The organism is Paenibacillus sp. LHD-117, from assembly GCF_030929555.1.
GTDB lineage: Bacteria > Bacillota > Bacilli > Paenibacillales > Paenibacillaceae > Pristimantibacillus.
In genome coordinates this window covers 19,718-44,583 of sequence record NZ_JAVFVT010000031.1, presented here as the reverse complement: position 1 = coordinate 44,583, position 24,866 = coordinate 19,718, and the positions used below count along the sequence as shown (strand labels likewise).

General features: G+C 53.5%; 27 protein-coding genes and 1 other annotated feature. Of the genes, 2 read left to right on the top strand and 25 right to left on the bottom strand.

All coding sequences use genetic code 11. From position 1 onward, the window contains the following. Positions 1-279 precede the first annotated feature (279 nt). The 18 genes from RB620_RS21840 to RB620_RS21755 all read right to left on the bottom strand — a co-directional run bounded on the left by RB620_RS21840 (position 280) and on the right by RB620_RS21755 (position 14,165). Positions 280-876 carry a class I SAM-dependent methyltransferase gene (locus RB620_RS21840; RefSeq protein ID WP_308098040.1) on the bottom strand — a complete coding sequence of 199 codons (597 nt, stop codon included), beginning with the start codon at positions 874-876 and terminating at the stop codon, positions 280-282. A gap of 129 nt (positions 877-1,005) precedes the next feature. Further along, positions 1,006-1,368, bottom strand: coding sequence for a 50S ribosomal protein L7/L12 (gene rplL, locus RB620_RS21835; protein WP_308098038.1), 363 nt, complete (start codon positions 1,366-1,368; stop codon positions 1,006-1,008). Between the two features lie 103 nt (positions 1,369-1,471). After that, on the bottom strand, positions 1,472-1,975 hold the full coding sequence (gene rplJ / locus RB620_RS21830; RefSeq protein WP_308098036.1) for a 50S ribosomal protein L10: 504 nt from the start codon (positions 1,973-1,975) through the stop codon (positions 1,472-1,474). A gap of 57 nt (positions 1,976-2,032) precedes the next feature. After that, positions 2,033-2,194, bottom strand: a sequence feature (ribosomal protein L10 leader region). Positions 2,195-2,213: 19 nt separating this feature from the next. Further along, positions 2,214-2,906: a 50S ribosomal protein L1 gene (gene rplA / locus RB620_RS21825; protein ID WP_308098033.1), complete on the bottom strand. Its 693-nt coding sequence runs from the start codon at positions 2,904-2,906 to the stop codon at positions 2,214-2,216. Between the two features lie 138 nt (positions 2,907-3,044). Further along, positions 3,045-3,470, bottom strand: a complete 426-nt coding sequence (gene rplK / locus RB620_RS21820; protein WP_120114510.1) for a 50S ribosomal protein L11 — start codon at positions 3,468-3,470, stop codon at positions 3,045-3,047. Positions 3,471-3,535: 65 nt separating this feature from the next. After that, entirely contained in the window at positions 3,536-4,069 is a 534-nt protein-coding gene (gene nusG, locus RB620_RS21815; protein ID WP_308098030.1) for a transcription termination/antitermination protein NusG, read from the bottom strand. A gap of 24 nt (positions 4,070-4,093) precedes the next feature. Then, entirely contained in the window at positions 4,094-4,303 is a 210-nt protein-coding gene (secE, locus tag RB620_RS21810; protein ID WP_087570293.1) for a preprotein translocase subunit SecE, read from the bottom strand. An 18-nt stretch (positions 4,304-4,321) separates the two neighbouring features. Then, positions 4,322-4,471, bottom strand: a complete 150-nt coding sequence (gene rpmG, locus RB620_RS21805) for a 50S ribosomal protein L33 (protein WP_082967189.1) — start codon at positions 4,469-4,471, stop codon at positions 4,322-4,324. 361 nt (positions 4,472-4,832) lie between these two features. Beyond that, positions 4,833-5,486: an RNA polymerase sporulation sigma factor SigH gene (gene sigH, locus RB620_RS21800; RefSeq protein ID WP_308098021.1), complete on the bottom strand. Its 654-nt coding sequence runs from the start codon at positions 5,484-5,486 to the stop codon at positions 4,833-4,835. 187 nt (positions 5,487-5,673) lie between these two features. After that, on the bottom strand, positions 5,674-6,204 hold the full coding sequence (locus tag RB620_RS21795) for an NYN domain-containing protein (protein WP_308098019.1): 531 nt from the start codon (positions 6,202-6,204) through the stop codon (positions 5,674-5,676). Positions 6,205-6,206: 2 nt separating this feature from the next. Then, positions 6,207-6,965, bottom strand: a complete 759-nt coding sequence (rlmB, locus tag RB620_RS21790; RefSeq protein WP_308098017.1) for a 23S rRNA (guanosine(2251)-2'-O)-methyltransferase RlmB — start codon at positions 6,963-6,965, stop codon at positions 6,207-6,209. 93 nt (positions 6,966-7,058) lie between these two features. Beyond that, the gene (locus RB620_RS30415; RefSeq protein ID WP_374121447.1) at positions 7,059-7,592 is read right to left on the bottom strand and encodes a Mini-ribonuclease 3; all 534 of its coding nucleotides are present in this window, start codon (positions 7,590-7,592) and stop codon (positions 7,059-7,061) included. Beyond that, complete coding sequence (gene cysS / locus RB620_RS21780; RefSeq protein WP_308098016.1) at positions 7,589-9,007, bottom strand: cysteine--tRNA ligase; 1,419 nt, start codon at positions 9,005-9,007, stop codon at positions 7,589-7,591. Before cysS ends, RB620_RS30415 begins: the two co-directional genes overlap by 4 nt. Beyond that, positions 9,004-9,666 (bottom strand): serine O-acetyltransferase, encoded by a 663-nt coding sequence (gene cysE, locus RB620_RS21775; protein ID WP_308098014.1) that lies wholly within the window; start codon positions 9,664-9,666, stop codon positions 9,004-9,006. The genes cysS and cysE overlap by 4 nt, the downstream gene beginning before the upstream one ends. Positions 9,667-10,216: 550 nt before the next feature. Next, complete coding sequence (gene gltX / locus RB620_RS21770; RefSeq protein WP_308098012.1) at positions 10,217-11,677, bottom strand: glutamate--tRNA ligase; 1,461 nt, start codon at positions 11,675-11,677, stop codon at positions 10,217-10,219. Positions 11,678-11,728: 51 nt separating this feature from the next. Further along, positions 11,729-12,205 (bottom strand): 2-C-methyl-D-erythritol 2,4-cyclodiphosphate synthase, encoded by a 477-nt coding sequence (ispF, locus tag RB620_RS21765; RefSeq protein WP_308098010.1) that lies wholly within the window; start codon positions 12,203-12,205, stop codon positions 11,729-11,731. A gap of 1 nt (position 12,206) precedes the next feature. Continuing rightward, positions 12,207-12,935: a 2-C-methyl-D-erythritol 4-phosphate cytidylyltransferase gene (gene ispD, locus RB620_RS21760; RefSeq protein WP_308098008.1), complete on the bottom strand. Its 729-nt coding sequence runs from the start codon at positions 12,933-12,935 to the stop codon at positions 12,207-12,209. Positions 12,936-13,064: 129 nt separating this feature from the next. Next, positions 13,065-14,165 (bottom strand): PIN/TRAM domain-containing protein, encoded by a 1,101-nt coding sequence (locus RB620_RS21755; protein ID WP_308098007.1) that lies wholly within the window; start codon positions 14,163-14,165, stop codon positions 13,065-13,067. A 209-nt stretch (positions 14,166-14,374) separates the two neighbouring features. Here RB620_RS21755 and RB620_RS21750 point away from each other — a divergent pair, with 209 nt between their 5' ends. After that, complete coding sequence (locus RB620_RS21750) at positions 14,375-14,770, top strand: DUF1573 domain-containing protein (RefSeq protein WP_308098005.1); 396 nt, start codon at positions 14,375-14,377, stop codon at positions 14,768-14,770. A gap of 125 nt (positions 14,771-14,895) precedes the next feature. Here the strand turns inward: RB620_RS21750 and RB620_RS21745 are convergent, their stop codons facing one another. From RB620_RS21745 to RB620_RS21730, 4 genes are all read right to left on the bottom strand, one after another. Beyond that, entirely contained in the window at positions 14,896-15,726 is an 831-nt protein-coding gene (locus tag RB620_RS21745; RefSeq protein ID WP_308098004.1) for a carbohydrate ABC transporter permease, read from the bottom strand. Between the two features lie 13 nt (positions 15,727-15,739). Beyond that, positions 15,740-16,639 (bottom strand): carbohydrate ABC transporter permease, encoded by a 900-nt coding sequence (locus RB620_RS21740; protein ID WP_308098003.1) that lies wholly within the window; start codon positions 16,637-16,639, stop codon positions 15,740-15,742. A gap of 70 nt (positions 16,640-16,709) precedes the next feature. Further along, the gene (locus RB620_RS21735; protein WP_308098001.1) at positions 16,710-18,041 is read right to left on the bottom strand and encodes an ABC transporter substrate-binding protein; all 1,332 of its coding nucleotides are present in this window, start codon (positions 18,039-18,041) and stop codon (positions 16,710-16,712) included. 57 nt (positions 18,042-18,098) lie between these two features. Further along, the gene (locus RB620_RS21730) at positions 18,099-20,195 is read right to left on the bottom strand and encodes an amylo-alpha-1,6-glucosidase (RefSeq protein ID WP_308097999.1); all 2,097 of its coding nucleotides are present in this window, start codon (positions 20,193-20,195) and stop codon (positions 18,099-18,101) included. Positions 20,196-20,388: 193 nt separating this feature from the next. Between RB620_RS21730 and RB620_RS21725 the strand changes: the two genes are divergently transcribed. Further along, positions 20,389-21,411, top strand: coding sequence for a LacI family DNA-binding transcriptional regulator (locus RB620_RS21725; protein ID WP_308097997.1), 1,023 nt, complete (start codon positions 20,389-20,391; stop codon positions 21,409-21,411). Positions 21,412-21,448: 37 nt separating this feature from the next. Here the strand turns inward: RB620_RS21725 and pssA are convergent, their stop codons facing one another. The 3 genes from pssA to radA form a co-directional block, all read right to left on the bottom strand. Then, the gene (gene pssA, locus RB620_RS21720; protein ID WP_308097994.1) at positions 21,449-22,192 is read right to left on the bottom strand and encodes a CDP-diacylglycerol--serine O-phosphatidyltransferase; all 744 of its coding nucleotides are present in this window, start codon (positions 22,190-22,192) and stop codon (positions 21,449-21,451) included. A gap of 86 nt (positions 22,193-22,278) precedes the next feature. Next, on the bottom strand, positions 22,279-23,355 hold the full coding sequence (gene disA, locus RB620_RS21715; RefSeq protein WP_308097992.1) for a DNA integrity scanning diadenylate cyclase DisA: 1,077 nt from the start codon (positions 23,353-23,355) through the stop codon (positions 22,279-22,281). A 14-nt stretch (positions 23,356-23,369) separates the two neighbouring features. Continuing rightward, on the bottom strand, positions 23,370-24,737 hold the full coding sequence (gene radA / locus RB620_RS21710) for a DNA repair protein RadA (RefSeq protein WP_308097990.1): 1,368 nt from the start codon (positions 24,735-24,737) through the stop codon (positions 23,370-23,372). Positions 24,738-24,866: the final 129 nt, after the last annotated feature.

Sequence of the window (24,866 nt, the reverse complement as noted above, 5' to 3'; positions counted from 1 at the left end):
TCGAAAAAAGAGCATGTTTCCGGCAGTTTACCTAGCGCAGCTAACGCGCAGGTCTCATATCAAGTAATTTTGCCCAAAATGTAAACATTATACGTCAAATGCCCCAAAAGTATGCATTTACCCTTGAAAATTCGCACTTGACATTTTAGTTAACTAAAGAGAACTCGAGCAATTTTATGCTGACATTTTATAATACTACCATATTCAAATTGTCAAGTCAATTCATTTCCAACCTTTCAATTAAAAAAAGATTGACAATTGACGATTTATCGGTTATTTCTATTTTTTGGCTCGGAAGATCCGGTAGCCTTTGTCTTTGGTCACTTCCGTTACTTCTCCGAACAACAACTCCAGCTTTTCTTTCGCCGACGGCGCGCCTTGTTTCTTTTGAATGACGACCCACATGTAGCCGCCTTCCCGAAGATGGGCATATCCTTCCTCGAAAATCCGATGAACGACGGCCTTACCCGCTCGGATAGGAGGATTGGTTAAGATGACGTCATATTCTTTCTCCGTTACGGCACTGAACAGATCGCTCTGCAAAATGTTTACGTTTCGAATTCCGTTGAGACCGGCATTCTCCTTCGCCAGCTCGACCGCTCTCTCATTAATATCGATCATCGTCACGCGGCCTTGCGTAACAAGCTTTGCTGCCGTTAAACCGATCGGTCCGTAACCGCAACCAACGTCCAACACGCGATCCGCTTCGCCCAGCTCCATCGCATCGATCAGCACTTTGCTGCCGTAATCGACGCCGGCTTTCGAGAATACGCCCGCATCCGTGACGAATTTCAGCTTCTGTCCCTTGAGCAACGTCTCTACGGTCTGGCGATTATGTTTCATTTCCGGTGCCTTGGAATAATAATGATTCGACATGGTCCGCCGCCTCCTAATCTTCGTAAGCCGATAACATGCAAGGAACCCCTTGTTACCTTTCGGTATCAAGGGGTTCGCCAGCAAGCAGCGCTTTACGCGCAAGCCCTGCTGCAAGTTATCGAAGTCGAATTACTTAACTTCAACGGAAGCGCCAGCTTCTTCAAGCTTAGCTTTGATGCCGTTAGCTTCGTCTTCAGCGATTTTTTCTTTGATTGCTTTTGGTGCGCTGTCAACCAGTTCTTTCGCTTCTTTCAGGCCAAGACCTGTGATTTCGCGAACGACTTTGATTACGTTGATTTTGGAAGCGCCAGCGCTGTTCAAAATAACGTCGAATTCTGTTTGTGCTTCAGCTTCAGCAGCGCCGCCGCCAGCTACTACTGCTACTGGAGCTGCAGCAGTTACGCCGAATTCTTCTTCAATTGCTTTTACAAGATCGTTCAGTTCAAGAACAGTCATACCTTTAATGGCTTCCAAGATTTGCTCGTTAGACATGGTTATACCTCCGAAAGTGGTTTATTTTTTTGGTTGTTTTGTTGCTTATTACGATGTCAGCCTGTAGCGGCCGACATCCGTCTTGCTTGTAACGAAGCTAATCTTAAGCGCTAGCTTCTTGTTTCTCTCCAACCGCTTTAACCGCAAGCGCGAAGTTGCGAACTGGAGCTTGAAGCACGCTGAGGAGCATGGAGAGCAAACCTTCGCGGGAAGGAAGCTCTGCAAGCGCCTTGATTTCTTCAGCGCCGACAACTTTACCTTCGACAACGCCGCCTTTCAATTTCAAGGCATCGTTTTTCTTAGCGAAGTTGTTCAGAATCTTAGCTGGAGCAATAGCGTCTTCGCCGCTGAATGCAACTGCCGTAGGACCTGTAAGAATGTCGTTTAGCGACGACAATTCAGTACCTTCTGTAGCGCGGCGAACGAGCGAGTTTTTCAGAACTTGGAAGTCAACACCCGCTTCGCGGAGCTGCTTACGCAGTTCAGTCACTTGCGCAACGTTCAATCCGCGATAGTCAGCGATAACCGTGCTGGAGCTCGAAGTAAGCTTCGACGCGATAACCGCAACCGCTTCTTGTTTCTCTTGGATGATCTTTGCGTTAGCCAAACCGTACACCTCCCGTAATATTATACATGCCGTGAATACGATGGATTTCCCTCGCCTAGGGTGCATGAGAAAGGCCTTCGCAGACGATGCGAAGGCCATGATGTCGTTATCAAGTCAATGCGGGCAAGCCGCAACTTCATAAACGTATTATCATAACACCTCGGTAGGAAATTAAGCCCGGTGGGCACCTACTGTCTACGGTATGCGTATTCGAATGTTAGAGTCGTTTCCCTTCGACTTAGCGATAGCTTGCAGTCGATACGCGAGCGCCAGGGCCCATCGTGGAGGAAATGGCGATGTTTTTCAGGTAAATGCCTTTGGCAGCAGCTGGTTTAGCGCGTACCAGAGCGTCGATCAGAGCTTTCAGGTTCTCGTTCAGCTTCTCAGCGTCGAACGATACTTTGCCGATTGGAGCGTGGATTTGACCCGCTTTGTCCAGACGGTACTCGATCTTACCTGCTTTGATTTCTTGAACGGCTTTCGCAACGTCGAACGTTACGGTACCTGCTTTCGGGTTTGGCATAAGGCCTTTACCGCCCAGGATACGGCCGAGCTTACCAACTTCAGCCATCATGTCCGGCGTTGCTACGCAAACGTCGAAGTCGAACCAGCCTTGTTGGATTTTGTTGATCATGTCTGCGTCGCCGACATAGTCAGCGCCAGCAGCTTCCGCTTCTTTCACTTTTTCGCCTTTTGCGAAAACGAGAACGCGTTTTGTTTTGCCTGTTCCATGCGGAAGTACGACAACGCCGCGCACCGCTTGGTCTTGTTTACGTGGGTCAACGCCCAGGCGAACCGCTACTTCAACGGATTCGTCGAATTTAGCTGTCGCAGCCTTCTTCACAAGCTCGATCGCTTCTGCTGGCTCGTAAGTTGCTTCGCTGTCGATCAGCTTAGCTGCTTCTACATATTTCTTGCCGTGTTTAGCCATTGTAAATGTCCTCCTTATGTGGTTGTAACGGAACAGCCGCCTAGGACCGCTCCTCCCACCTCGCGAAGCCTAAGCTTCGCCAAGCGCGATGCCTCGAAAGCATCTTCGGCTTGTTCGCCCCGATGGGCGATGGGCCGATTAGTCAGCGATGGTGATGCCCATGCTGCGAGCAGTACCTTCAACCATACGCATAGCCGCCTCAACGGAAGCTGCGTTCAGGTCCTGCATTTTGGATTCTGCGATTTCGCGAACTTTGTCACGTTTCACAGTAGCGACTTTCTTCTTGTTCGGTTCACCGGAACCCTTCTCGATACCAGCTGCCACGCGAAGCAATACTGCTGCCGGCGGAGTCTTCGTCTCGAAAGTGAAGGAACGGTCCTCGAATACCGTGATCACGACTGGAATAATCAGACCTGCTTGATCCGCGGTACGAGCGTTGAACTCTTTACAGAACGCCATGATGTTAACGCCTGCTTGACCCAGTGCTGGACCGATTGGCGGCGCCGGATTCGCTTTACCTGCAGGAACTTGCAGTTTGACCATCTTGATGACCTTTTTTGCCATGATTCACACCTCCTTGCCCTGATATACATGCACGCACGGGGCGCGCTTGCTCCGGAAACCGGATGTTATATCTTCTCCACTTGAGTATAGTCCAGCTCAAGCGGGGTTTCCCTGCCAAACATGTTGACATGAACCTTCAGCTTCGCCTTGTCCAGCAAAATTTCTTCTACCGATCCGACAAAGTCTGCGAAAGGGCCTACCTTGACGCGTACGGTTTCCTTCAGATCGAACTCGATCTTCGGCTTCGGCTCTTCCATGCCCATGTGTTTCAGAATCTGATCCACTTCGTCAGGCAACAGAGGAGTCGGCTTGGAACCCGATCCCGTCGATCCTACAAATCCCGTTACGCCCGGCGTATTGCGAACAACGTACCATGAATCGTCGGTCTGAACCATCTCCACGAGAACGTAACCAGGGTAGACCTTGCGTTGGACGGTTTTCTTCTTGCCGTCCTTCTCTACCACTTCGTCCTCCATCGGAACGAGCACTCGGAAGATTTTGTCTTCCATGCCCATCGATTCAACCCGGCGCTCCAGATTGGTTTTCACCTTGTTCTCGTAGCCGGAGTAAGTGTGCACGACGTACCATCTTTTTTCCATCACAAATCCACCTTTGGTCCCTTATTAGACAATGAGTTGAACCAATTCAGAGATTCCGATGTCAAGAAGCCAGAAGTAAATCGTCACAGCGACAACTGTCAGCAAGACGACGATGGAATAGCTCGTCAACTCCTTACGACTTGGCCAGCGAACCTTCTTCAGTTCCGCCCAGCTGTCGGCAAAAAAACTAAACGTCGTCCCGAAGCCCTGCTTCAGTTTAGCCAAAAATGTCACGGTTACACCTCCAATGGACTATCTCGTCTCGCGATGAGGAGTCTGCTCGTTACAGAACTTGCAAAACTTCTTCAACTCGATGCGGTCGGGGTGGTTACGCTTGTTCTTGGTAGTCGCATAGTTTCTTTGTTTGCAGTTTGTGCATGCCAACGTGATGATTACCCGCATTGAATTACACCTCCCGAACTGCTAAAAAATACGAATCACGAAACTCTATGGTAAAGTTTATTGATTCCAATCTCAATACCGCGGCCAAACGAAAAAAAACCCTCGTTTTTCAGGCCTACCTAAACACTTTATCACATGGCATATTCCGTGTCAACGCATTGGGTCCGCATCTGGCTTGCGAAATATTGGCATCGTTCTCTGATTTCTACCAGTATGGCCCAAGTAACTCTCCTAATAAACCAATGGACTGTCTTCACCCCCTGAAAAACGTCAGACGGCAAAGACAGTCCGTTGTCCAATCGGAAACGTCCGTTGTTCGTCCCTAGAGACGCGGCTATTTCCCATTTGTATTTTAGAAGAGCTATAAACCTCCGAAATCGCGGATCTCCAAATATTTCTCCAGCTTTCGCTTCACGCGCTGCAACGCATTGTCGATCGACTTCACGTGACGGTCCAGATCGACCGCTATCTCCTGATAGGATCTCCCGTCCAGATACAGCATCAGCACTTTGCGTTCCAGATCGCTCAGAATCTCCGACATCTTGTCTTCGAGTCCGATGAACTCTTCCTGGTTGATGATCAGCTCTTCGGGGTCGGATACGCGGGTGCCGCAGATGACGTCCAGCAGCGTCCGGTCTGAATCCTCGTCGTAGATGGGCTTGTCCAGCGAAACGTAGGAGTTGAGGGGAATGTGCTTCTGCCTCGTGGCCGTCTTGATCGCGGTAATGATCTGCCTGGTAATGCACAATTCGGCGAAAGCTTTGAAGCTGGCCAGCTTGTCGCCCTTGAAATCGCGGATCGCTTTGTAGAGGCCGATCATGCCTTCCTGGACGATATCCTCGCGGTCGGCGCCGATCAGGAAGTAGGAACGCGCTTTCGCTCGCACGAAATTTTTATATTTGTTTATCAAATATTCCAGCGCCATGCTGTCGCCATTACGGACCGCCTCTACGATATCCTCGTCCGTACTGCACTCATACTCGAGCGTACTCCATTCTTTGAGGTCGTAACTCACACACTATCCCTCCGGCCTGCAAGGCGTACACCGCGCTAGATTTCATTAGCTAGAAACATAGAGTCAGTATACATTATGTAACCTTACACCGTCAACAGAACGCGCCCCCGAAAGCTATCGTATTTATAGCAAAATTGTAACTTTATGACACCGAATAAATGGCTTAAATACGGCAGCAAAAACAGACCTATTTCTCGCCTCGGCGAAGCCGCTCGAGCTTGCTCCTCACGTCGAGGCTCACGTTCTCGTCCAGCGCGTTCCGCTTGATCGGCTTCTCCTCGCGCTCGCGGATGTTCTGCTCGATCAGCTTGCGGTTCTGGTTGATGTCGATGAGCAGCTCGCGCGCGGACAACCGAAGCGCTCCTTTGCCGAAAGCGACGTGCTGCTCGACAAGGTCCGAGGTGGCGACATAGATGTTGCGTCTCCTGGCCATGAGCTCGCCGCACAGCCGTTCGATGCACTCGTCGGCCGTTTCCTTCTCCTTCGTGTACACGACGGTCAGCTTATGCTGCTTGTACGTCGCCCCTAGCCCGGGTACCTGATGCGCGTCGAAAATCACGTAGATCGACATACCCGAGAACCCCTGGTAATCGGCCAGCATATCCAGGAGCTTGTCCCGCGCTTCTTCCAGATCCGCTTCCTTGAGCCTCTCTAGAACCGGCCAAGCCCCTATCATGTTGTAGCCGTCGACAAGGAGCACATCATTCGGCCGGTTCATCGTTAAACGCCCCGTCTCTGCCTAACAACCTCGTACATGAGCACGCCCGCCGCTACCGATGCGTTCAGCGAATTCAATCGGCCATGCATCGGCAGCTTCACGAGAAAATCGCATTTCTCCTTGATCAGCCTGCCCATGCCTTTGCTTTCATTGCCGATCACAATCGCCAGCGGCATGTCGAATTTCGACTTGTACACATCCTGCTTTGCCGATACGTCCGTTCCCGCCACCCAAACGCCGGCTTCCTTCAGCTTCTCGATCGTCTGCGCCAGGTTCGTCACGCGGGCTACGGCGACGTGCTCCGCGGCGCCCGCCGACGTCTTCAGCACGGTCGCGGTCAAGCTCGCGGAACGGCGCTTCGGAATGATTACGCCATGCGCGCCGGTACATTCCGCCGTTCGTAGTATAGAGCCGAGGTTATGCGGATCCTCGATCTCGTCGAGCACGAGGATGAACGGCGTTTCGCCGCGGTCGCCCGCGATTTTCAGAATATCCTCGACTTCGACATAGTCGAATGCCGCGGCTTGAGCGATGACCCCTTGGTGCGCGACGCCGGACGCCATGGCATCCAGCTTGCGCTTGTCCACAAACTGGACGACGATGCCCAGTTTTTTCGCTTCCGCCGTAATCGGCTGCGTCATGCTCTTCTGCGATCCTTCCGCGATCCAGATCTTATTGATCTCGCGTCCGGAACGGAGCGCCTCCAGCACGGGATGTTTCCCCGCGATCATCTCTTCTTCGTTATGGTTCTGTTCGGACATGGTAGCCCTCCTTCGCTCTTGCCTGTCTATGCCGCAAGCTGCGCGGATGGCAGCTTCGGCTTCTATTTCGTTTTTCTTAGCCTGAATACCGGACTACTCCCGCTCTTCGAGCGCAACCCGCATCAGCTCGCCGATCCGCTCCATCCGCCCCTCGAAGTACAAGTACCCGAAGAGGCATTCCAGCGCGGTCGCTTGGCGATAATCCGCCGGATCCGCGTTCTTCGGCGGGGCGCCGGATTTCGTGTTGCGTCCGCGGCGCACGATGTCGGCCTCCTCCTCCGTGAGAAGGGGCTGCAGCCGCTCCAGCTGCAGCCGCTGCGCCTTGGCCGACACCCGCTTCGTCGCTTCGCTGTGCAGATGATGCGATTTGTTGTTCGGCAGCGATATCAAATATTGCCTGACGAGCAGCTCGAACACCGCATCTCCCATATACGCAAGCACGACGGGGTTGATGAGCCCCGTTTTCTTCCCTGGCGCGTGAAGCGCCAGCGGATTGGGAACCGGCGCCTCTCCCGCGATCGATTCCTCGAATGCCGGACGCCCGGTCCGTGTCTGCTGTTCCAACCCGGTCCGTTCCGGATGACCGGACATCCGCTCCGCTTGCCGATCCTCGTGGCGATCCGTCATTTGCGCCGCCACCGGATGCCTTGCGGCGTATCTTCCAGCACGATGCTCATCTCGTTCAGCCGGTCGCGGATTTCGTCTGCGCGTGCCCAATTTTTGGCTTTGCGCGCTTCCGTCCGTTCCGCGATCAACGCTTCGACCTCTTCCGCAAGCGGATCGCTCTCCGCTTGAAGAGGGAGCAGGCCAAGGATGTTGTCGAATCTGTCCATCAAGGCAATCAGCGCCTTCAATCCCTCTGTGGACGCTTCCGGCCGAGCCACGTATTGATTGGTTTCCGTAACGAGCTCGAACAGCGCCGTAATCGCATCCGGCGTATTAAAGTCGTCCTCCATCTTAGCCGCGAATTGCTCCGCGATCCGGGCAAGCTTCCGCTCCAGCGCATCGTCGACAGCCGAATCGGCCGCCCCGTCCGCGCCATCCACGGAAGCGAGCCTATGCTTCAGGTTCGCGTAGCTGTTCGCGATGCGCTCCACGCTGTTCGACGCTTGCGTGACCGAATCCTCGCTGAAGTTCAACGGACTGCGGTAATGCGTCGACAGCATGAAATATCGGATCGCCTCCGGTTTTACGCGTTTTACGATTTCGTTCACCGTGATGCCGTTGCCGAGCGACTTCGACATTTTCTCGTTGTTGATGTGGATATAGCCGTTATGCATCCAGTAGTTCGAGAGCGGCTTGCCCGTCATCGACTCCGACTGAGCGACCTCGCACTCGTGATGCGGGAACTGCAAGTCATGTCCGCCGCCGTGGATGTCGAGCGTATCGCCCAGGTACTTGCGCGCCATCGCGGAGCATTCGATATGCCAGCCCGGGCGACCCGGTCCCCATGGGCTTTCCCACTTGATCTCGCCCGGCTTGGCGCCCTTCCACAAGACGAAGTCGCCTTGATTTTCCTTGCGCTCGCCGATCTCGACGCGAATGCCGAATTGAAGCTCGTCGATATTCTGATGCGACAGCTTGCCGTAATCCTCGAACTTCGAAGTGCGGAAGTAGACATCCCCTTCGCTCGGGTAGGCATAACCTTTGTCGACCAGTCCTTGGATGAAGGCAATGATGTCCGGAATATGTTCCATGACGCGCGGATTAAGCGTCGCCTTCCTCACGCCCAGCGCTTCGATATCCGCATGGTAGGCTTCGATGAACTTGTCGGCCACTTGTGGCACCTCGGCGCCGAGTTCTTCCGCTTTGCGGATCAGCTTATCGTCCACGTCCGTGAAATTCACGACATAGTCGACGGCAAACCCCGCGTCTTCCAAATAGCGGCGAACAACGTCGAAGAAAATCACCGGCCTGGCGTTGCCGATATGAATATAGTCATAGACCGTAGGTCCGCATACGTACATTTTGACCCTGCCCGCTTCCAGCGGTTTGAACGACTCCTTCGAGCGCGTCAACGAGTTATAGATGGATACAGTCATACTTTGCTCTTGCCCTCCTCTTGTAATTCCTTCAAATCGTGAAGCTCGGATTTCAAACCGTTAATCTCGTTCTGCATCACGCGGAACATCTCGATGACCGGGTCCGGCAACTGCGTATGATCGAGACGGTCGCCGACCCTTTCCCCGTTTCGCCTGACGACTCGCCCCGGATTGCCGACGACCGTGCAATTATCCGGGACCTCGCGAAGCACGACCGCATTGGAGCCTATATTGGAATTATCGCCCACCTGGAACGATCCCAATACTTTCGCGCCCGAGCCGATAACCACGTTATTCCCGATGGTCGGATGACGCTTGCCCTTTTCCTTGCCCGTCCCGCCGAGCGTAACGCCCTGATAGATCACGACATCGTCGCCGATCTCGCAGGTTTCCCCAATGACGACTCCCATGCCGTGATCGATGAACAGCCGCTGTCCGATCGTGGCTCCGGGATGGATTTCGATGCCGGTAAAGAACCGGCTCACTTGCGAGATGACGCGCGCCAGCGTGAACCAGCGCCTGCGGTACAACGTATGGGCAACCCGATGCGCCCAGATCGCGTGAACGCCGGAATACGTGAAGATAACCTCGAACCTGCTGCGGGCCGCAGGATCGTTCTCGAACACCGTTTGCACGTCCGAGCGAAAATGGCGAAGCATACCGATCTCTCCCCTCAAAACTTGCCTGCCCGAAGGATCTGCGACGAAAGGCCTGATGACTGACAATGCGGATCACTTATAAATTCTTAGAATTACAAAAAGCCCCTGCAGCATGAATGCTGCAGAGGCGTCGAAATCGCGGTTCCACTCTGCTTGAACGGTCGCATAGCCCAATGGGCAGCCGCGCTTCGTTCATCTTCAAGCCTTTAACGCAGGCATAACGTTGCCGCCTACCCTGCTTACCTGACAAACTGGCGGACGTACATCCGCTCGCTTGTTTGGCAGCAGCTCGGAGCAAGGCTCCCAGGTGCATGTTCCGTTCCGGCGGACTAGGCAACTTTCAGCCGTCTCCCATTCCGCGCGCAGCGATCCTCATGCTGCCCCGCGGATTCGAATGACGGTTGCCCTCTCTGCGAATCCACAGATTAACGTACTTCTCCTGTTCATGGCCGATACATCATATAAGAGTTTGAACACGAACTATAAATGATAATAGTCATAGTATACCGAAACGGGGCGAAAGTGCAAGCAAAGTTCTTGTTATGCCGTTCTACCCCAGCCGCTCACGCAGACGTGCGAGCACCTTCGGCTTGCCCAGCAGCACGATGGATTGGTTGAGATCCGGACCGTGCGTCTGGCCGGTCAGCGCAGCGCGGATGGGCATGAACAACGCTTTGCCTTTATGTCCCGTATCCTTCTGAACCGACTTGATCATGTCCTTGATGCCGTCCGCCGTGAACGGTCCGGCATCGCTTTCCACGAGACCGAGGAACGCGGCCAGCACGGCAGGCACTTGCTCCTCCGCGAGTACCGCTGCGGCTTCCTCCTCGTCGGCAACGCCTTCGCGGAAGAACAATTCCGTCACCGGCACGATGTCGGACGCGCAGCGCAGCTTGTCCTGGTGCAGCGCGACAAGCGCCGTCACCCATTCGCGTCCCGTGCCGTCCAGCGTATCCGGAATGCAGCCGGCCTTCTGCAGATGCGGCAGGCACAGGTCCACGACGCGCTCCAGATCGGCTTTCTTAATATATTCGTTATTCATCCAGCTCAGCTTCTGCGTGTCGAACACGGCGGGGCTCTTGCTCAGGCGCTCGGCGTTGAACACGTTCACCAGCTCCTCGCGCGTGAACATCTCCTGCTCGCCTTCCGGCGACCAGCCCAGCAGCGCGATGAAGTTGAACATCGCCTCCGGCAAGTAGCCGAGGCCGTCGTACTGCTCGATGAACTGAATGATCGATTCGTCCCGCTTGCTCAGCTTCTTCCGGTTTTCATTGACGATCAGCGTCATATGCGCGAACACCGGGGGCTCCCAGCCGAATGCTTCGTAGATCATCAATTGACGCGGCGTATTGGAGATATGGTCTTCCCCGCGCAGCACGTGGCTGATCTTCATCAGATGGTCGTCGAGCACGACCGCAAAGTTGTAGGTCGGGATGCCATCCTTTTTCACGATGACGAAATCGCCCATCTCCGCCGTATCGAATGTGATGGAGCCCTTCACCATATCGTCGAACGTATAGGAACGGCCTTCCGGCACCCGGAACCGGATGCTCGCTACGCGGCCTTCCGCTTCGAACCCGGCCTGCTGCTCCGCCGTCAGGTTGCGATGACGGCCGGAATAACGCGGCGTCTCGCCGCGCGCTTGCTGCTCCTCGCGCTCCTGCTCCAGCTCTTCCTCCGTGCAATAGCAGCGATAAGCGAGATCTTTATCAAGCAGCTCCTGCCAATATTCCTTGTAAATGTCCAGACGCTCGGTTTGGCGGTACGGGCCGTATCCCCCGCCGACGTCGATGCTCTCGTCCCAGTCGATGCCGAGCCACTTCAGGTAGGTCAGCTGATTCTCTTCCCCGCCGGCCACGTTGCGCTTCACGTCCGTGTCCTCGATCCGGATAATGAATTTGCCGCCTAGGTTTCTCGCGAATAAATAGTTGAATAAGGCCGTTCTCGCGTTGCCGATATGCAGATGGCCCGTCGGCGACGGCGCGTAACGCACGCGTACTTCTGCTGTCATGATGACCACTCCTCGCAAACAATCTTATTAAAATTCATTAGTCAACTTGTCCTACTCCGCCACCAAACATACGACGGACTGCGCCGCTATCCCCTCGCCTCGTCCGGCGAACCCGAGCTGCTCCGTCGTCGTCGCCTTCACGTTCACCTGCGAGATATCGGCCTCAAGCGCCCGCGCGATCACTTCCGCCATCCGCGGAATGTACGGCAGCATCTTCGGACGCTGCGCGATGATCGTCGAATCGATATTGCCGAGCCGGTAGCCGCGCTCCTTCGCGAGCTCCCATACCCGCTCCAGCAGCTTTACACTGTCCGCGTCCTTATAAGCTTCGTCCGTATCCGGGAAGTGCTTGCCGATATCGCCAAGCCCGAGCGCGCCTAGAATCGCGTCGCTGATCGCATGGAGCAGCACATCCGCGTCGGAATGGCCGAGCAGCCCTTTCTCGTACGGAATCGTGACGCCTCCGATAATGCAAGGCCTGCCTTCCACCAGCTGATGGACGTCGAACCCTTGACCTACCCGTATCATGTTACCGTTCTCCCCCATCCGACGTACCGAGTCCGTTTTCCGCGCCGCGCCTTGCAAGCAGAAACTCCGCATACGGCAAGTCCTCGGGCGTCGTTATTTTGATATTCGTGTATGCTCCTTCGGCTACCGTCACCGGCACGCCCAGCCGCTCGACGACCATGGCGTCGTCCGTCCCGAGGAAGTTCTCCTCCCGCGCGCGCTCATGCGCTTCCAGCAGCAGCTCCCTTCGGAACGCTTGCGGCGTTTGGATCGCCCATAAGCTTCGCCTGTCGGGCGTAGCCACGATCATGCCGGCATCGTCCACCTGCTTGATCGTGTCTTTCACCGGCACGGCGAGGACCGATGCGCCGCTCGCCAGCGCGGCTTCGCAGCAAGCGCGGACGGACGCCTCGGTTACGAGCGGGCGTACTCCGTCATGCACCATGACCCACTCGCTGCTCTCCAAAGCGCGCAGCCCGCATAAGACGGAATGCTGTCGCTCGGCGCCGCCTTCCAGGACATGCGCAACCTTCGACAATCCGTATTCCCGCACCCAGTCGCCGCAACGATTCACATCCCCGCTGCCCACAACAAGCGCAATCTCGCGAATAAGGTCCATCCGCTGGAACAGCTCCAGCGTATGGACCAGAATCGGCTTGTCCGCAAGCCGCAAGTATTGCTTGCTCTCCTTCGTTCCCATGCGCGCGCCGCGACCAGCCGCCACGATGACAACGCCCCACTTCTCCGCCATGCCTTCTACCTGCCTTAAGCGTTATGTACAATAAGGTTCATCTTATTCAGCGCGCCCAATGCTCCAACGGCTCCATCGTTTCTGACGATCCGGAGGCCCTTCTAAGCGCTTGAATACTATCATACCTTGTTACAACGCTTTTTCCAACAGCTTCGGCTTGGCAAAGATCATTCTTCCCGCAGACGTCTGCAGCACGCTCGTCACAAGCACTTCCATCGTCGTGCCGATATAGTCGCGGCCGCCCTCTACTACGATCATGGTACCGTCGTCAAGATACGCGACGCCCTGCCCATGCTCCTTGCCGTCCTTGATCACTTGAACGATAATTTCCTCACCCGGCAGTACGACCGGCTTGACAGCATTGGCAAGATCGTTAATATTCAGCACCGATACGCCTTGAAGCTCGCATACCTTGTTCAGGTTGAAGTCGTTCGTGACGACTTTCCCGCGCAGCGCCTTCGCCAGCTTGACCAGCTTGCTATCCACCTCGCCGATTTCCTCGAAGTCCCCTTCGTAGATCAGCACCTTGACGTCGAGCTCCTTCTGGATTTTGTTCAAAATATCGAGTCCCCTGCGTCCGCGGTTTCGCTTCAGAAGATCCGAGGAATCCGCGATATGTTGGAGCTCCTCCAGCACGAACTCAGGAATGACAAGCGTGCCCTCGATAAAGCCCGTTTTGCAAATATCCGCGATTCTGCCGTCGATAATGACGCTCGTATCCAAAATTTTATGTTCCTCAAAACCTCTTGCTTCATCCTCCGCCGGAGTCGCTTTCGGCTTCTCCAGCAGCGCCGCAAAACCCGCCGCGATCTCTTCCTGCTTCAATACGCCGATCCGCAGTCCGACGAAACCGAGCGCGAGCGCCATGACCGCCGGCAGCAAGCTGCCGAGCCCGTCCAAATCCGCTACGACCGGATACAGCATCACCGCCAGCAGCAGCCCTGCGAGCATGCCTCCGGTTCCGATCATCAACTGTCTGAGCGGCATATCCGCCATCGTATCCACGCCTTTTTGCAAAGCGCGTACGATCGGTCCCGCAAGCACGGATGCCGCAATAACGCCAAATACAGCCCCTAGCGCCACATTCATGTAATAAGTGCCGGATTGCTGCAGCATGCCGAAGGACGGGCTGGACCATACAGCCGCACCGTTCGCCCATCCGTATACCTCGCCGCCGGCCATTGCCCCGAACAATAATCCGATAAGTTGTATCATTCGTCTAATAACCATAATGGTTCACCTCCATTACAATTATGTTCCAATCTTTCGTCCTCTAATCGTGGCTCCTTCCTTTTTTGCAAAAGATTCCCGAAACGCCGGTTCGCCTCTCCTACGTTTTTGCATACTGCATCTTCCGGCATGTGGAAAACGCTGCTTCGGAGGATTATAATGGAGTCAGTGATGACTACTACTAAGGCGGGTGATTTGAGGTGGAATCCATGAACGCTCCAACATTGGATCAATTCCAGCAGCAGGTATCGGAGCTTCTGCTCCGGCATCGCAGCTTGCTCGACGTCATGTCCAAGCTCGGCCAATCCGGCGCATCGGTGAACCGTGCCGTCACGAAGGCGGTAACGGATTGCGGCTGCATCGAACTGAACGCGAGGAAGCAGCAATATTCGGACGAACTCGGTCTCGAGAATGCCAAAGAAACGTTGCAAAGCCATCTGTCAGGCGCATTATGCGAGCATTGCAATGAAGTGCTGAAGAGCGAGCTTGGACGCAATTTGTTTTACATGACCGCATTATGCAATCTGCTTCAAATCCAGCTTGATCAAGTAGTCGCCGACGAATATGACAAGTGCTCGACGCTTGGCCTATTCAACCTGACTTAAACTCACCAAGAGAGACCGTTGCCATACACAACAAAAAGAGTTGAGGACCTATGTCCTCAACCCTTTTTTGGTTTGCAGCTCTCGATTGCCCGTTACGGCGACCCGACCGCTCGAAGCGGCATCTATTATTTACTCCCTGTAAATGTAATGCCTTTAATAAAAAAACGATTAAAGAACGCGTAAATCATAAGCGCCGGCAAAGTAAACACCATAGATGCCGCCATAATGTAATTCCAGTAGCTGATATATTGTCCCTTAAACGTATTCAAGCCAAGCGTTAACGTAAACATCGACTTATCGGAAATGAACATAAGCGGCTTCAAAAACTCGTTCCATGCGCCCATGAAAACAAAGATCGTTTGCGCGGCCATCGCGGGAACGGCTAGCGGCAGGGCTATTTTGAAAAAGGTGCCGAATCTCGTCAATCCGTCCATTGAAGCCGCCTCTTCCAATTCTTTGGGGAAGCTCAGAAAAAACTGGCGCATCATAAATATAAACGTTGCGTTAGCCATCATCGGCAAAGTCAATGCGGCATAACTGTTCAACAGTCCCAAATGCTGCATAATCAAATAGGTGGGAACAATCGTCAATTGGCCTGGTATCATCTGCACCGCTAGAATGAGAATAAACATAAATTTGCTGCCGGCAAAGTCGATTCGCGCCAGAGCGTATCCCGCCATCGAATTGAACAGAACGTTGCATATTGTCGAGACGATCGCAATAAATACGCTGTTAAACATCCATCTCAAGAATAACGGCTCTCTGACAAAGATGTCGTAATAGTTCTGCAGCGTAAAGCTCCGCGGAATGAAGTTAATGCTCCCTGATACAATTTCGCTTAACGGTTTAAATGAAGACGACAGCGCCCATAAGAAGGGAGTTAGCGTTACAATGCCGTAGGAGAATAGCAAAATATAAAGCAAAGCTCTGCCCCATCCGATTTGTTTGATGACCATCTCTTATCCCTCCCTAATTCAGCTTCTCTTCTTTAAACAGCTTCCTTTGAATCAGCGTAGCAATCAGAATGATCGCCGCCAGCATAACCGCAAGAGCCGAAGCGTATCCGAAATCCAGATTTTTAAATGCATACTGATAAATCAGCAGCGCTACGGTCAAGGTGGAATTGTTCGGTCCGCCTGAACCGGCCGAGAATATATAGGATTGGTCAAATAGCTGGAATGTCCCGATAATGCCCATTACCACCGCAAAAAATATGGATGGCTTAATCAGCGGCAAAGTAATCGAGAAGAACCTCCGCCACGCCCCCGCACCGTCCAGCATCGCCGATTCGTACAGGGAGTCCGGTATGTCCTGAAGCGCCGCCAGAAATACGACCATAAAAAACGGAGCCGTCGACCAGATATTCATGATCATGATCGCTTTCATGGCAACCGCGGGATCGCCAAGCCAGTTATAGCCCTGAAGGCCAAGCAGCTCCAGCATCCGGTTCAACAGCCCGTTTGAATTGTAAATCCACATGAATATAAGCGATAAAACCGCAGAAGAAGTTACGGTGGGCATAAAAAATACGACCCGGAAAAAGTTTTTGAATCGAAGCTTGGCGTTCAAAATAACAGCCAGCAGAATGGCGAACGCCGTCTGCAACGGCACGACGAACAGCGCGAACTCCGCTGTGTTCTTGACTGCGATCCAAGCGCGTTCGTCGCCCGTAAGACGAACGAAATTTTTTATACCGACCCAATTGTAGCTGACCTCGCCAAGCAGGCTTACTCGATGGCCGGATAAATAAAGCGAATAAAATACCGGCAAAAACAAAAAAGTGCCCAGCACCAAAATAGTAGGAAGCAAAAACAAGTAGCCCGTCACATTGTTTCTCAGCTTCCTCTTCCACGGCGAAACCCGATTCATGCTTCACCTCTCCTTTCCCGACAGAGAAAAGGAAGAGGGGGGAGAGCTCTCTCCCCTCCCTCTTCGTCTCTTACTTCGCCGCTTCAATTTCTTTATTCGCGGTGTCCTGCGCTTTTCGCATCGCGTCTTCCAGCGAGGAATTGCCCATATAAGCATCGATAAACTGATTGTTGAAGTTGTTCATAATCGTAGGCAAAGTGGCTCCCGCCTGCCAAGGCGTCGCATACGAAGCGCCCGCTACTAAAGCACCGCGGAATTCATCCTTGTCAAAGCCCAGCTCCGCCGCCACCGATTTGCGTGTTGGAAGCGCAAAGCCTTTGCTCGTCCAGGTTTTCATCCCTTCCTTGCCTGTCAAATAAGAGATCAATTGCCATGCGGCTTCTTTATTTTTGGCTTGTTTATTCATGACGTAAGCAACCGTAAACGCCATCGTGCCTTTTTTGCCGTTCATCGTCGGAATCTCGGCCGTGCCGTAATCCAAATCTGGATAAGTGCCGTCGATGAACGGTATCGCCCAGTTGCCTTCAAAAACGATCGACGCCTTGCCTTGGCCGAACATCTCGCCGCCCCAGCCGGCTCCCACATCTTTAGGCTCTCCGGAGGTTTGTGCTTTTAAATGCATATCTACGACGCGTTGCAAGCCTTGCAGCGCTTCCGGCGACGCAAACGCCGCTTTTCCTTCGCCGTCCGACACCTGACCGCCGTAAGCTTGAACGATGAACATTTGGCGGGCAAGCTCAGGCGCAACGCCGAAGCCGTAACGAACCACTTTGTCGCCTTCTTTTTTCGTAAGCTTAGCCGCCGCTGCCTCCAGCTCTTCCCAAGTCGTCGGCGGCGACGCAATGCCCGCCTCGGCAAAGTCTTTTTTATTGTAAAACATAGCCAGCGTCGAAAAATCTTTCGGAAATCCGTAGGTTGCGCCGTTAAGCTTAAACGCATCCACCATAGGCTGCTCAAAATCCGCAACGTCGAAATCGGCCGTTACATAACCGTCAAGCGGCTCCAGCACGTTAAGCTCCATCAGCGCGGGAGCTTCAAAAGCGTCAAGGTAAAAAACGTCGGGACCTTCTCCGCCGATCAGGCGCGTCTTGATTACGTCCATGTACTGGTCGGCTATTACTTCATGTTTGACTTTAATATTTGGATATTTTTCTTCGAATTCACGCAGCGTTTGGCTTAGAAGCTCCTGCTCCTCGGGACTCGCGCCCCAACCTGCCAATGTAACGGTTACCTGCTCGCCGCTTTTTCCTTCCCCCGAATTCGCGTTGCCCGTATTGGCCGTTCCTTCATTCGCATTTCCAGAGTCACCGCCCGAGTTGCCTTTCTGACCTCCGCTGCAAGCAGACAGCACCAATACAATCGCCATTAACAAAACCAAAATCATCGTGCTTTTTTGTCGCATCTTTCATTCAACCTCCCTAAATTTTTCTTTGCTCTATGGATAAAGAAAATGTGAAGCCTAGGGTACAATCAACTTAAAGCCCGTTGTGTTGGACAAGATCTCAAGCTTCAAATCAGATGCATCGTTTCTTGTTATGCGGACGCTTAATCTTCCGCCTCCAATTTGAAGTCCTGTTACTTCAAGAAGGTTCATTCCGTCCGGCAGCGACGGTCTAAGCGCAATGCTCCCGGACAGTGCATCCGGTCGAAGGCCCAGAAGTGTCTGTATGAATACAAGCGGAGTACCCGCAGCCCATGCCTGCGGCGAGCACGCGACGGGATAAGGCACAGGAGAACGCAACGCGCTGTCATAACCACAGAACAGTTCCGGCAGTCTGTAATATTCGAACTTCTCCGCGGCGGCCAACAGCCCTTGTATAACCGAAAGCGCTTCCTCAATAAATCCGGATTGGCTTAATCCAAGCAGAGACAAGGAATTGTCATGCGGCCAGATGCTGCCGTCATGGTAGCTCATCGGGTTATAACCGGAAGCGTTTGCGCTCATCGTGCGAATGCCGTATCCGCTGAACATATCCGGCGCAACGAGACGTCTTGCGACAGCCGCGGCGCGCTCGGGCGACGCGATTCCGGACATCAGAATATGACCCGCGTTCGATGTGACCGATTGTACCATCTTCTTGTCCTTGTCGAGCGCGATGGCATAATACTGTTCATCCTCCATCCAGAAGCTGTCTTCAAACCGGTCTCGCAGTATTTCGGCATATTGCTCCATCTGAAGCGCCTCCGACGCGCGCCCCAGCCTGTTGTAGATTGGCGCAAGCTTCGTCAACGCCTGATACACATATCCTTGCACCTCAACCAAGGCGATTGGCGCCTCGGCATAGTCGCCTCCCCGATGAACGATAGAATCGGCCGAATCCTTCCAGCCTTGATTGGCGATGCCTTTGGAAGATTGCTGATAATATTCCACAAAGAAGTCGCCGTCCAGATCGCCATACTCCCGCACCCAATTCAGAGCCGCGTCCAAACGAGGCATTAGGCTGACGATCAAATCGCCGTCCCCTGTCCAGGCATAATATTCCACAGCCAGAAGCAGGAACAGAGGCGTAGCATCAATCGTGCCGTAATAGGGGGTGAATGGCACCTGATTCGTGCCCGCAAGCTCGCCGTACCGGATTTCATGCATCACTTTGCCAGGCTGCTCATCGCGCCATTCATCCACACGCTTACCCTGATAGGCGGCCATCGTCAACAGCGTACCCTTCGCGATACCGGGATTAAGAGATAGCATTTGCAATGCGGCGATCAGGCTGTCTCGGCCGAACGGCACCGAGAACCAGGGAAGACCGGCTACAGGGAAGCTCCCATAACCAAGGTCGGTCAGCAGTACCCTCAGATCCTGCACACTGCGATGATACAGCCGGTTGAACAGCTCATTGTCGCTGCGAACCGCCGTCGATGCTTGGTTCCATTCCTCATAGGATGCCCGCAGTTTCCCCATGGCATAGTCCGTCTCGTGCTTAACCGGCTCGTTCCCGTCAATGCACGGGGCGATGAAAAATCGGATAATCGCTTCCTCCCGATGTCTGAGCTCCAGGTCAAAATGAAGCTCGCCGCTTTCGTCCACCCTGCTCTCGGGACAATCCCACTGGATCATCGTTTCCCGTCGCACATTGTCCGCTCCAATATAGCCTATGATCCTTTTTTGAGGGTAGCTTCGTACTCCCGTCTTGGCTCCGAGCTCTCCATGCTGGAAGCCTCTGACGACGAACATATCGGCAAAGTCCGCGTCCAGCAAAAGCGAAAAGTCGAAACGGATCGTTTTCGGGTAATAGCTGGTCAGCTTGAAGCTTTCATACAAAGCGCCGTCATAAATAAAACGCGTCCGTTCGATTTCTACCGATTCCCTCCACAGAATCAACTCGCCGTTTTCCTCCATATGAGGATTGGTCATCCGAATCGTCGAAATGTAATTTTCATCTGCCGAAGAAGACAGCAGCACCGGCTTCTTTCCATTGATCCGTGCTTCCATTCGGCTTAAGAAACGGGTATCCTTCGTATACAAGCCTCTCCCCGCCGTATCTCCATCCGGAATATCCCCTCCCTTATCCGTCGTCAGGAATAGGTCGTTCTCTTTGATGACTAAATCGTTCAAGACGCATGCTCCTTTCATTCCAATATCCGAAACGTTTTGGATATTGGATAAAAAAAATGGCTTTCGCCTTTTTAACTGCATTCTCAAACTTTCCAAAACGTTTCGGATGCGGTATAATCGAATTATAGATCATCATGAAAGCATTTACAAGACCCAATAAAAAAATAAATTTTCGGATTGGTGGAGCGTTTTAATGGTCACGATTAAAGATATCGCCAAAGCTGCGCAAGTGTCCGTCACAACCGTATCTCGCGCCTTGAACGGATATTTCGACGTCAACGAAGACACGCGTCGGAAGATCGAATCGATAGCGAAGCAGCTCGGCTATAGCCCGAATATGGCCGCTCGGTCGTTAATATCCAAAAAAACAAAAACGCTTGGCTTGCTGCTGTCCAACGTAACCCGTGACAGCTCCAAGGACAACATCGCATACGAAGTGCTTTGCGGCATTAACGACAGGGCGGGCGAACTGGATTACGATCTGGTCCTGTTCAGCACAACGCCTCAGAAACAGAAGCTCAAATCGTACAAAACCTTATGCCAGGAAAGAGGCGTCGACGGCGTTATTATTATGGGGATACGTCTCGACGATCCCTATCTGAAAGAGATCGTATCGTCGGATATTCCTTGTGTGCTGATTGATATTGCCCTGGAGGGGACAAACGTAGGGTACGTAACTTCAGACAATACAGCCGGCGCATATTCCGCTGTGAGCCATTTGATCTTATCCGGCCATCGCCATATCGCGATGATTAACGGTCATATACAGGCTGATGTAAGCTTGTTGAGGCTTGCGGGTTATCGACAGGCGTTGCGTGAACATGGCGTTCCTTATGACGAGTCGCTTGTCCTTGACGGACAGTTTTCCGAAAAGGGCGGCTACGAGGCAGCCATGGCTATTCTGAAAGCTCGTCCCGATGTGACCGCTTTGTTTTGCGCAAGCGATCTGATGGCGCTGGGCGCATTGAACGCGGTCAAGCAATCGGGAGCGAGCGTGCCCGACGATATTTCGATTATCGGCTTTGACAATATAAACCTGACCGCCTATTGTAGCCCCGCGCTCACTACTGTTCATCAGCATAAATATGAGCTTGGTTTTCATTCGGCGCAGCTTCTGATCGAAATGCTTGAAGATCGCGAGACGGAACATCATGTCCAACTGCAAACAGAGCTTATTTTACGCGATAGTGTCAAAAATCGAAAAAGAGAGGGCTGATCGCCCTCTCTTTCTTCATTCATGCCCACTTTAGACATTATGCAGGCTTCTCGGATTTCGCCGATTCGGCGTCTTCTTCCTTCAGCTTGCGGCGTTTGCGCAGCTTGGGAAGTCTGCGATCAACGTTTTTTTTTAGGCCGTACAACGCGTAAAGCAGAAGCGGCACGAACAGGATTTTGGATAGCTGGTTCTCGAATAGCAATCCCAGCGCGATGGATACGGCAACGACGATCGGAACGACCCAGATTGCGCTACGCGGAATGCCGACCTTCTTGAAGTTCGGGTACCGGATCGTGCTGACCATCAGGAACGATAACAGCAGCGTGCTGGCGAGCAGAACGCCCACCGGAATATCTTCCTTAAACAAAGCCAGCGTAGCGAGCACGCCGCCAGCCGCCGGTATCGGAAGTCCGATGAAGTAGCCGACGGAGCTTGTAATGACGTTGAATCTCGCGAGGCGCAGCGCCCCGCATATCGGGAACAGCGCAGTCACGATCCAGGCTAAGGCCGGACTGAGCTCTTGGAATGCAACCACGTACATGATAAAAGCAGGCGCCACCCCGAACGAAATGACGTCGGATAAGGAATCCAACTCCTTGCCGAATTCGCTCTGCGCGTTCAGCGCGCGCGCGACGCGACCGTCCACGCCGTCAAGCAGCATAGCGATCAACACCATCATCGCCGCCATCTCCGGTTTTCCATTAAACACCATGATGATGGCTATAATGCCCAGAAATAAATTACCCACCGTGAGAAGGCTCGGTATCGATTTTGCGATCATCTATTCCACCTCTTCTCTACTATGCCCCACAATTTCGCCTATCCGCCGATCAATAATTGGAACACATTCTATCCATTGTATTGGAATTAGATTTGCCTGTCAATGAACATCTGCTCTTGAATCCGCTTCAGTCCGTCCTTGATTGCGCGCGCCCGAACCTCGCCGATGCCGTCAACTTCGTCCAGCTCTTCTATCGTAGCCATTAGAATGTGCGGCAGGCGCCCGAACCGTTCCACCAAATTGTTCATAATGATCAGAGGCAGACGCGGGATCTTGTTCAACAGCCTGTAACCTCTCGGTAGCACGGATTCGTCCGCCATATTATTCGTATGCGGGTATCCGATCAACCGTACGATCGGCGATTCGTCCAGCAGCTCGTCGGAGCTCAGCTTCTTCAGGCCGAGACGGATTTCTCGGATTTTCTCGTCGGAATTTTCCTTCGCGTAATCCTTGAGCAGGTACCAAGCATCTTCCTCGACGCCTCCTACGAGCTCATCCATCTGCATGCTGACGAGCCTTCCTTCCGTGCCAAGCTCGGTAATATATCGGCTGATCTCCAGCTTGACGCGAAGCACCATCTCCGCCCGTTGGATGACATGCGCCACCTCTTGGAGCGTGACAAGCTCCTCGAACTCCAGCGCAGACAAGTTCGTCAGCGACTGGGTAAGCACGGCCTTGTATTTCTCCAACGTCTGGATCGCTTGATTCGCCTTGGTCAGGATGACGCCCATATCCTTGAGCGAGTAACGCAAATTGCCTTGGTACAAGGTGATTATGTTGCGCCGCTGCGAGATCGACACGACCAGCTTGCCGGTTTGCTTCGCGACGCGCTCCGCGGTCCGGTGCCGGATCCCCGTCTCGATCGACGGGATCGAGCTGTTGGGAATCAGCTGCGTGTTCGCATACAGAATGCGCCGCATATCCTCGCTCATGATGATGGCCCCGTCCATCTTAGCCAGCTCATAGAGATAGTTCGGTGAGAAATCGCAATTAATGGAGAAACCTCCATCGACGACTTCCATGACCTCGGGGCTGTAGCCCACGACGATCAGCGCGCCCGTCTTCGCCCGCAGCACGTTCTCCAATCCTTCGCGAAATGGGGTGCCTGGCGCCACTAGTTGCAGCAACTGATTCATGACTTCTTGATGCGTCGGTTCTTTCATCTAATCTATACCCCCTATCCAAGCGCTGCCTTTAACGCTTCCGCTACCGTATTCACGCCGATGATTTCGATTCCCGCCGGCGCTTTCCAACCCTTTAGGCTTTTCTCCGGCATGATGACCCGCTTGAAGCCAAGCTTCTCCGCTTCCTTCACGCGCTGCTCCGCCCTGGATACCGCCCTAACCTCGCCCGTTAACCCCACTTCTCCGAAAATAACGTCGTAAGGCTTCGTCGGCGCATCCCTGAAGCTGGACGCGAGACTGACCGCTGCCGCCAGATCTACGGCTGGCTCATCAAGCTTGACGCCTCCCGCTACGTTCAAGTAGGCATCCTGCGTCTGGAGAAACATCCCGTTGCGTTTCTCCAGCACCGCGATGATCAGCGCCATCCGGTGATGATCGATGCCCGTCGACATCCGCCGCGGAGACGGGAAGTTGGTCGTGGCGACGAGCGCCTGCAGCTCGACGAGCACGGGCCTTGTGCCCTCCATGCTCGCGACGACGGTAGAGCCGGATACGCCGAGCGGCCGCTCGGACAAGAACAGCTCCGATGGATTGGATACCTCGCGCAGGCCGTCCTCGTTCATTTCGAAAATGCCGATCTCGTTCGTCGAGCCGAACCTGTTCTTGACCGCGCGCAGAAGCCGGTATGTATGGTGACGCTCTCCTTCGAAGTAGAGCACGCAGTCGACCATATGCTCAAGCAGGCGAGGACCCGCAATCGCGCCTTCCTTCGTCACGTGGCCGACGAGCACGGTCGCGATGCCTTTGATCTTCGCCGTCCGCATGAAGTGCGCGGTGCATTCGCGAACCTGCGATACGCTGCCCGGCGCAGACTCGACTCTTGGATCGTATACCGTCTGGATGGAGTCGATGACCAGGAAATCCGGATCTATGGATTCAATCGCATCATTAATATGCTCCATATTCGTCTCGCACAGTACATAAAGCGTTTCCGTAAGCGCGCCCAGCCGGTCCGCCCGCAGTCTCGTCTGGCGAACGGATTCCTCGCCGGATATGTACAGCACTTTGAGTCCTTTGACGGCCAAAGCATGGGAGGTTTGCAGCAGAAGCGTCGACTTGCCGATGCCGGGATCTCCGCCGACCAGAATGAGCGAACCCGGCACGACGCCGCCTCCGAGCACCCGGTTAAGCTCTACCATCCTCGTTTCGATGCGCGGCTCTTGCCCGCTTTCTATATGTATGATCGATTGGGGTTTTTCTTTCGTATGGATTCCCGATAAGCCGACGCCTTTCGTCTTTACGACGGTTTCCTTCTCTTCCACCATCGTGTTCCATGCGTGGCAGCCCGGACACTTGCCCAGCCACTTCGCCGACTCGTTGCCGCATTCGGTGCATACGAACTTTGTTTTTATCTTTGCCATGCCGAACTCCTTCTAACAGAGGTTGTTCAAAACGGATCGTTTTGAACACGCAATAACGGTACTTGTCTTCAAAGTTTACCATTATATGCCGATCCAAGAAAGGCGTATCCTGTACGAAAATTATTGTAG

Excerpts from the sequence above, each read along its gene's own strand:
- RB620_RS21840 (WP_308098040.1), bottom strand. The coding sequence starts at position 876 with ATGTCGAATCATTATTATTCCAAGGCACCGGAAATGAAACATAATCGC.
- rplL (WP_308098038.1), bottom strand. The coding sequence starts at position 1,368 with ATGTCTAACGAGCAAATCTTGGAAGCCATTAAAGGTATGACTGTTCTT.
- rplA (WP_308098033.1), bottom strand. The coding sequence starts at position 2,906 with ATGGCTAAACACGGCAAGAAATATGTAGAAGCAGCTAAGCTGATCGAC.
- rplK (WP_120114510.1), bottom strand. The coding sequence starts at position 3,470 with ATGGCAAAAAAGGTCATCAAGATGGTCAAACTGCAAGTTCCTGCAGGT.
- nusG (WP_308098030.1), bottom strand. The coding sequence starts at position 4,069 with ATGGAAAAAAGATGGTACGTCGTGCACACTTACTCCGGCTACGAGAAC.
- rpmG (WP_082967189.1), bottom strand. The coding sequence starts at position 4,471 with ATGCGGGTAATCATCACGTTGGCATGCACAAACTGCAAACAAAGAAAC.
- RB620_RS21795 (WP_308098019.1), bottom strand. The coding sequence starts at position 6,204 with ATGAACCGGCCGAATGATGTGCTCCTTGTCGACGGCTACAACATGATA.
- rlmB (WP_308098017.1), bottom strand. The coding sequence starts at position 6,965 with ATGTCCGAACAGAACCATAACGAAGAAGAGATGATCGCGGGGAAACAT.
- RB620_RS30415 (WP_374121447.1), bottom strand. The coding sequence starts at position 7,592 with ATGACGGATCGCCACGAGGATCGGCAAGCGGAGCGGATGTCCGGTCAT.
- cysS (WP_308098016.1), bottom strand. The coding sequence starts at position 9,007 with ATGACTGTATCCATCTATAACTCGTTGACGCGCTCGAAGGAGTCGTTC.
- cysE (WP_308098014.1), bottom strand. The coding sequence starts at position 9,666 with ATGCTTCGCCATTTTCGCTCGGACGTGCAAACGGTGTTCGAGAACGAT.
- gltX (WP_308098012.1), bottom strand. The coding sequence starts at position 11,677 with ATGACAGCAGAAGTACGCGTGCGTTACGCGCCGTCGCCGACGGGCCAT.
- ispF (WP_308098010.1), bottom strand. The coding sequence starts at position 12,205 with ATGATACGGGTAGGTCAAGGGTTCGACGTCCATCAGCTGGTGGAAGGC.
- ispD (WP_308098008.1), bottom strand. The coding sequence starts at position 12,935 with ATGGCGGAGAAGTGGGGCGTTGTCATCGTGGCGGCTGGTCGCGGCGCG.
- RB620_RS21755 (WP_308098007.1), bottom strand. The coding sequence starts at position 14,165 with ATGGTTATTAGACGAATGATACAACTTATCGGATTATTGTTCGGGGCA.
- RB620_RS21750 (WP_308098005.1), top strand. The coding sequence starts at position 14,375 with ATGAACGCTCCAACATTGGATCAATTCCAGCAGCAGGTATCGGAGCTT.
- RB620_RS21745 (WP_308098004.1), bottom strand. The coding sequence starts at position 15,726 with ATGGTCATCAAACAAATCGGATGGGGCAGAGCTTTGCTTTATATTTTG.
- RB620_RS21740 (WP_308098003.1), bottom strand. The coding sequence starts at position 16,639 with ATGAATCGGGTTTCGCCGTGGAAGAGGAAGCTGAGAAACAATGTGACG.
- RB620_RS21735 (WP_308098001.1), bottom strand. The coding sequence starts at position 18,041 with ATGCGACAAAAAAGCACGATGATTTTGGTTTTGTTAATGGCGATTGTA.
- RB620_RS21725 (WP_308097997.1), top strand. The coding sequence starts at position 20,389 with ATGGTCACGATTAAAGATATCGCCAAAGCTGCGCAAGTGTCCGTCACA.
- pssA (WP_308097994.1), bottom strand. The coding sequence starts at position 22,192 with ATGATCGCAAAATCGATACCGAGCCTTCTCACGGTGGGTAATTTATTT.
- disA (WP_308097992.1), bottom strand. The coding sequence starts at position 23,355 with ATGAAAGAACCGACGCATCAAGAAGTCATGAATCAGTTGCTGCAACTA.
- radA (WP_308097990.1), bottom strand. The coding sequence starts at position 24,737 with ATGGCAAAGATAAAAACAAAGTTCGTATGCACCGAATGCGGCAACGAG.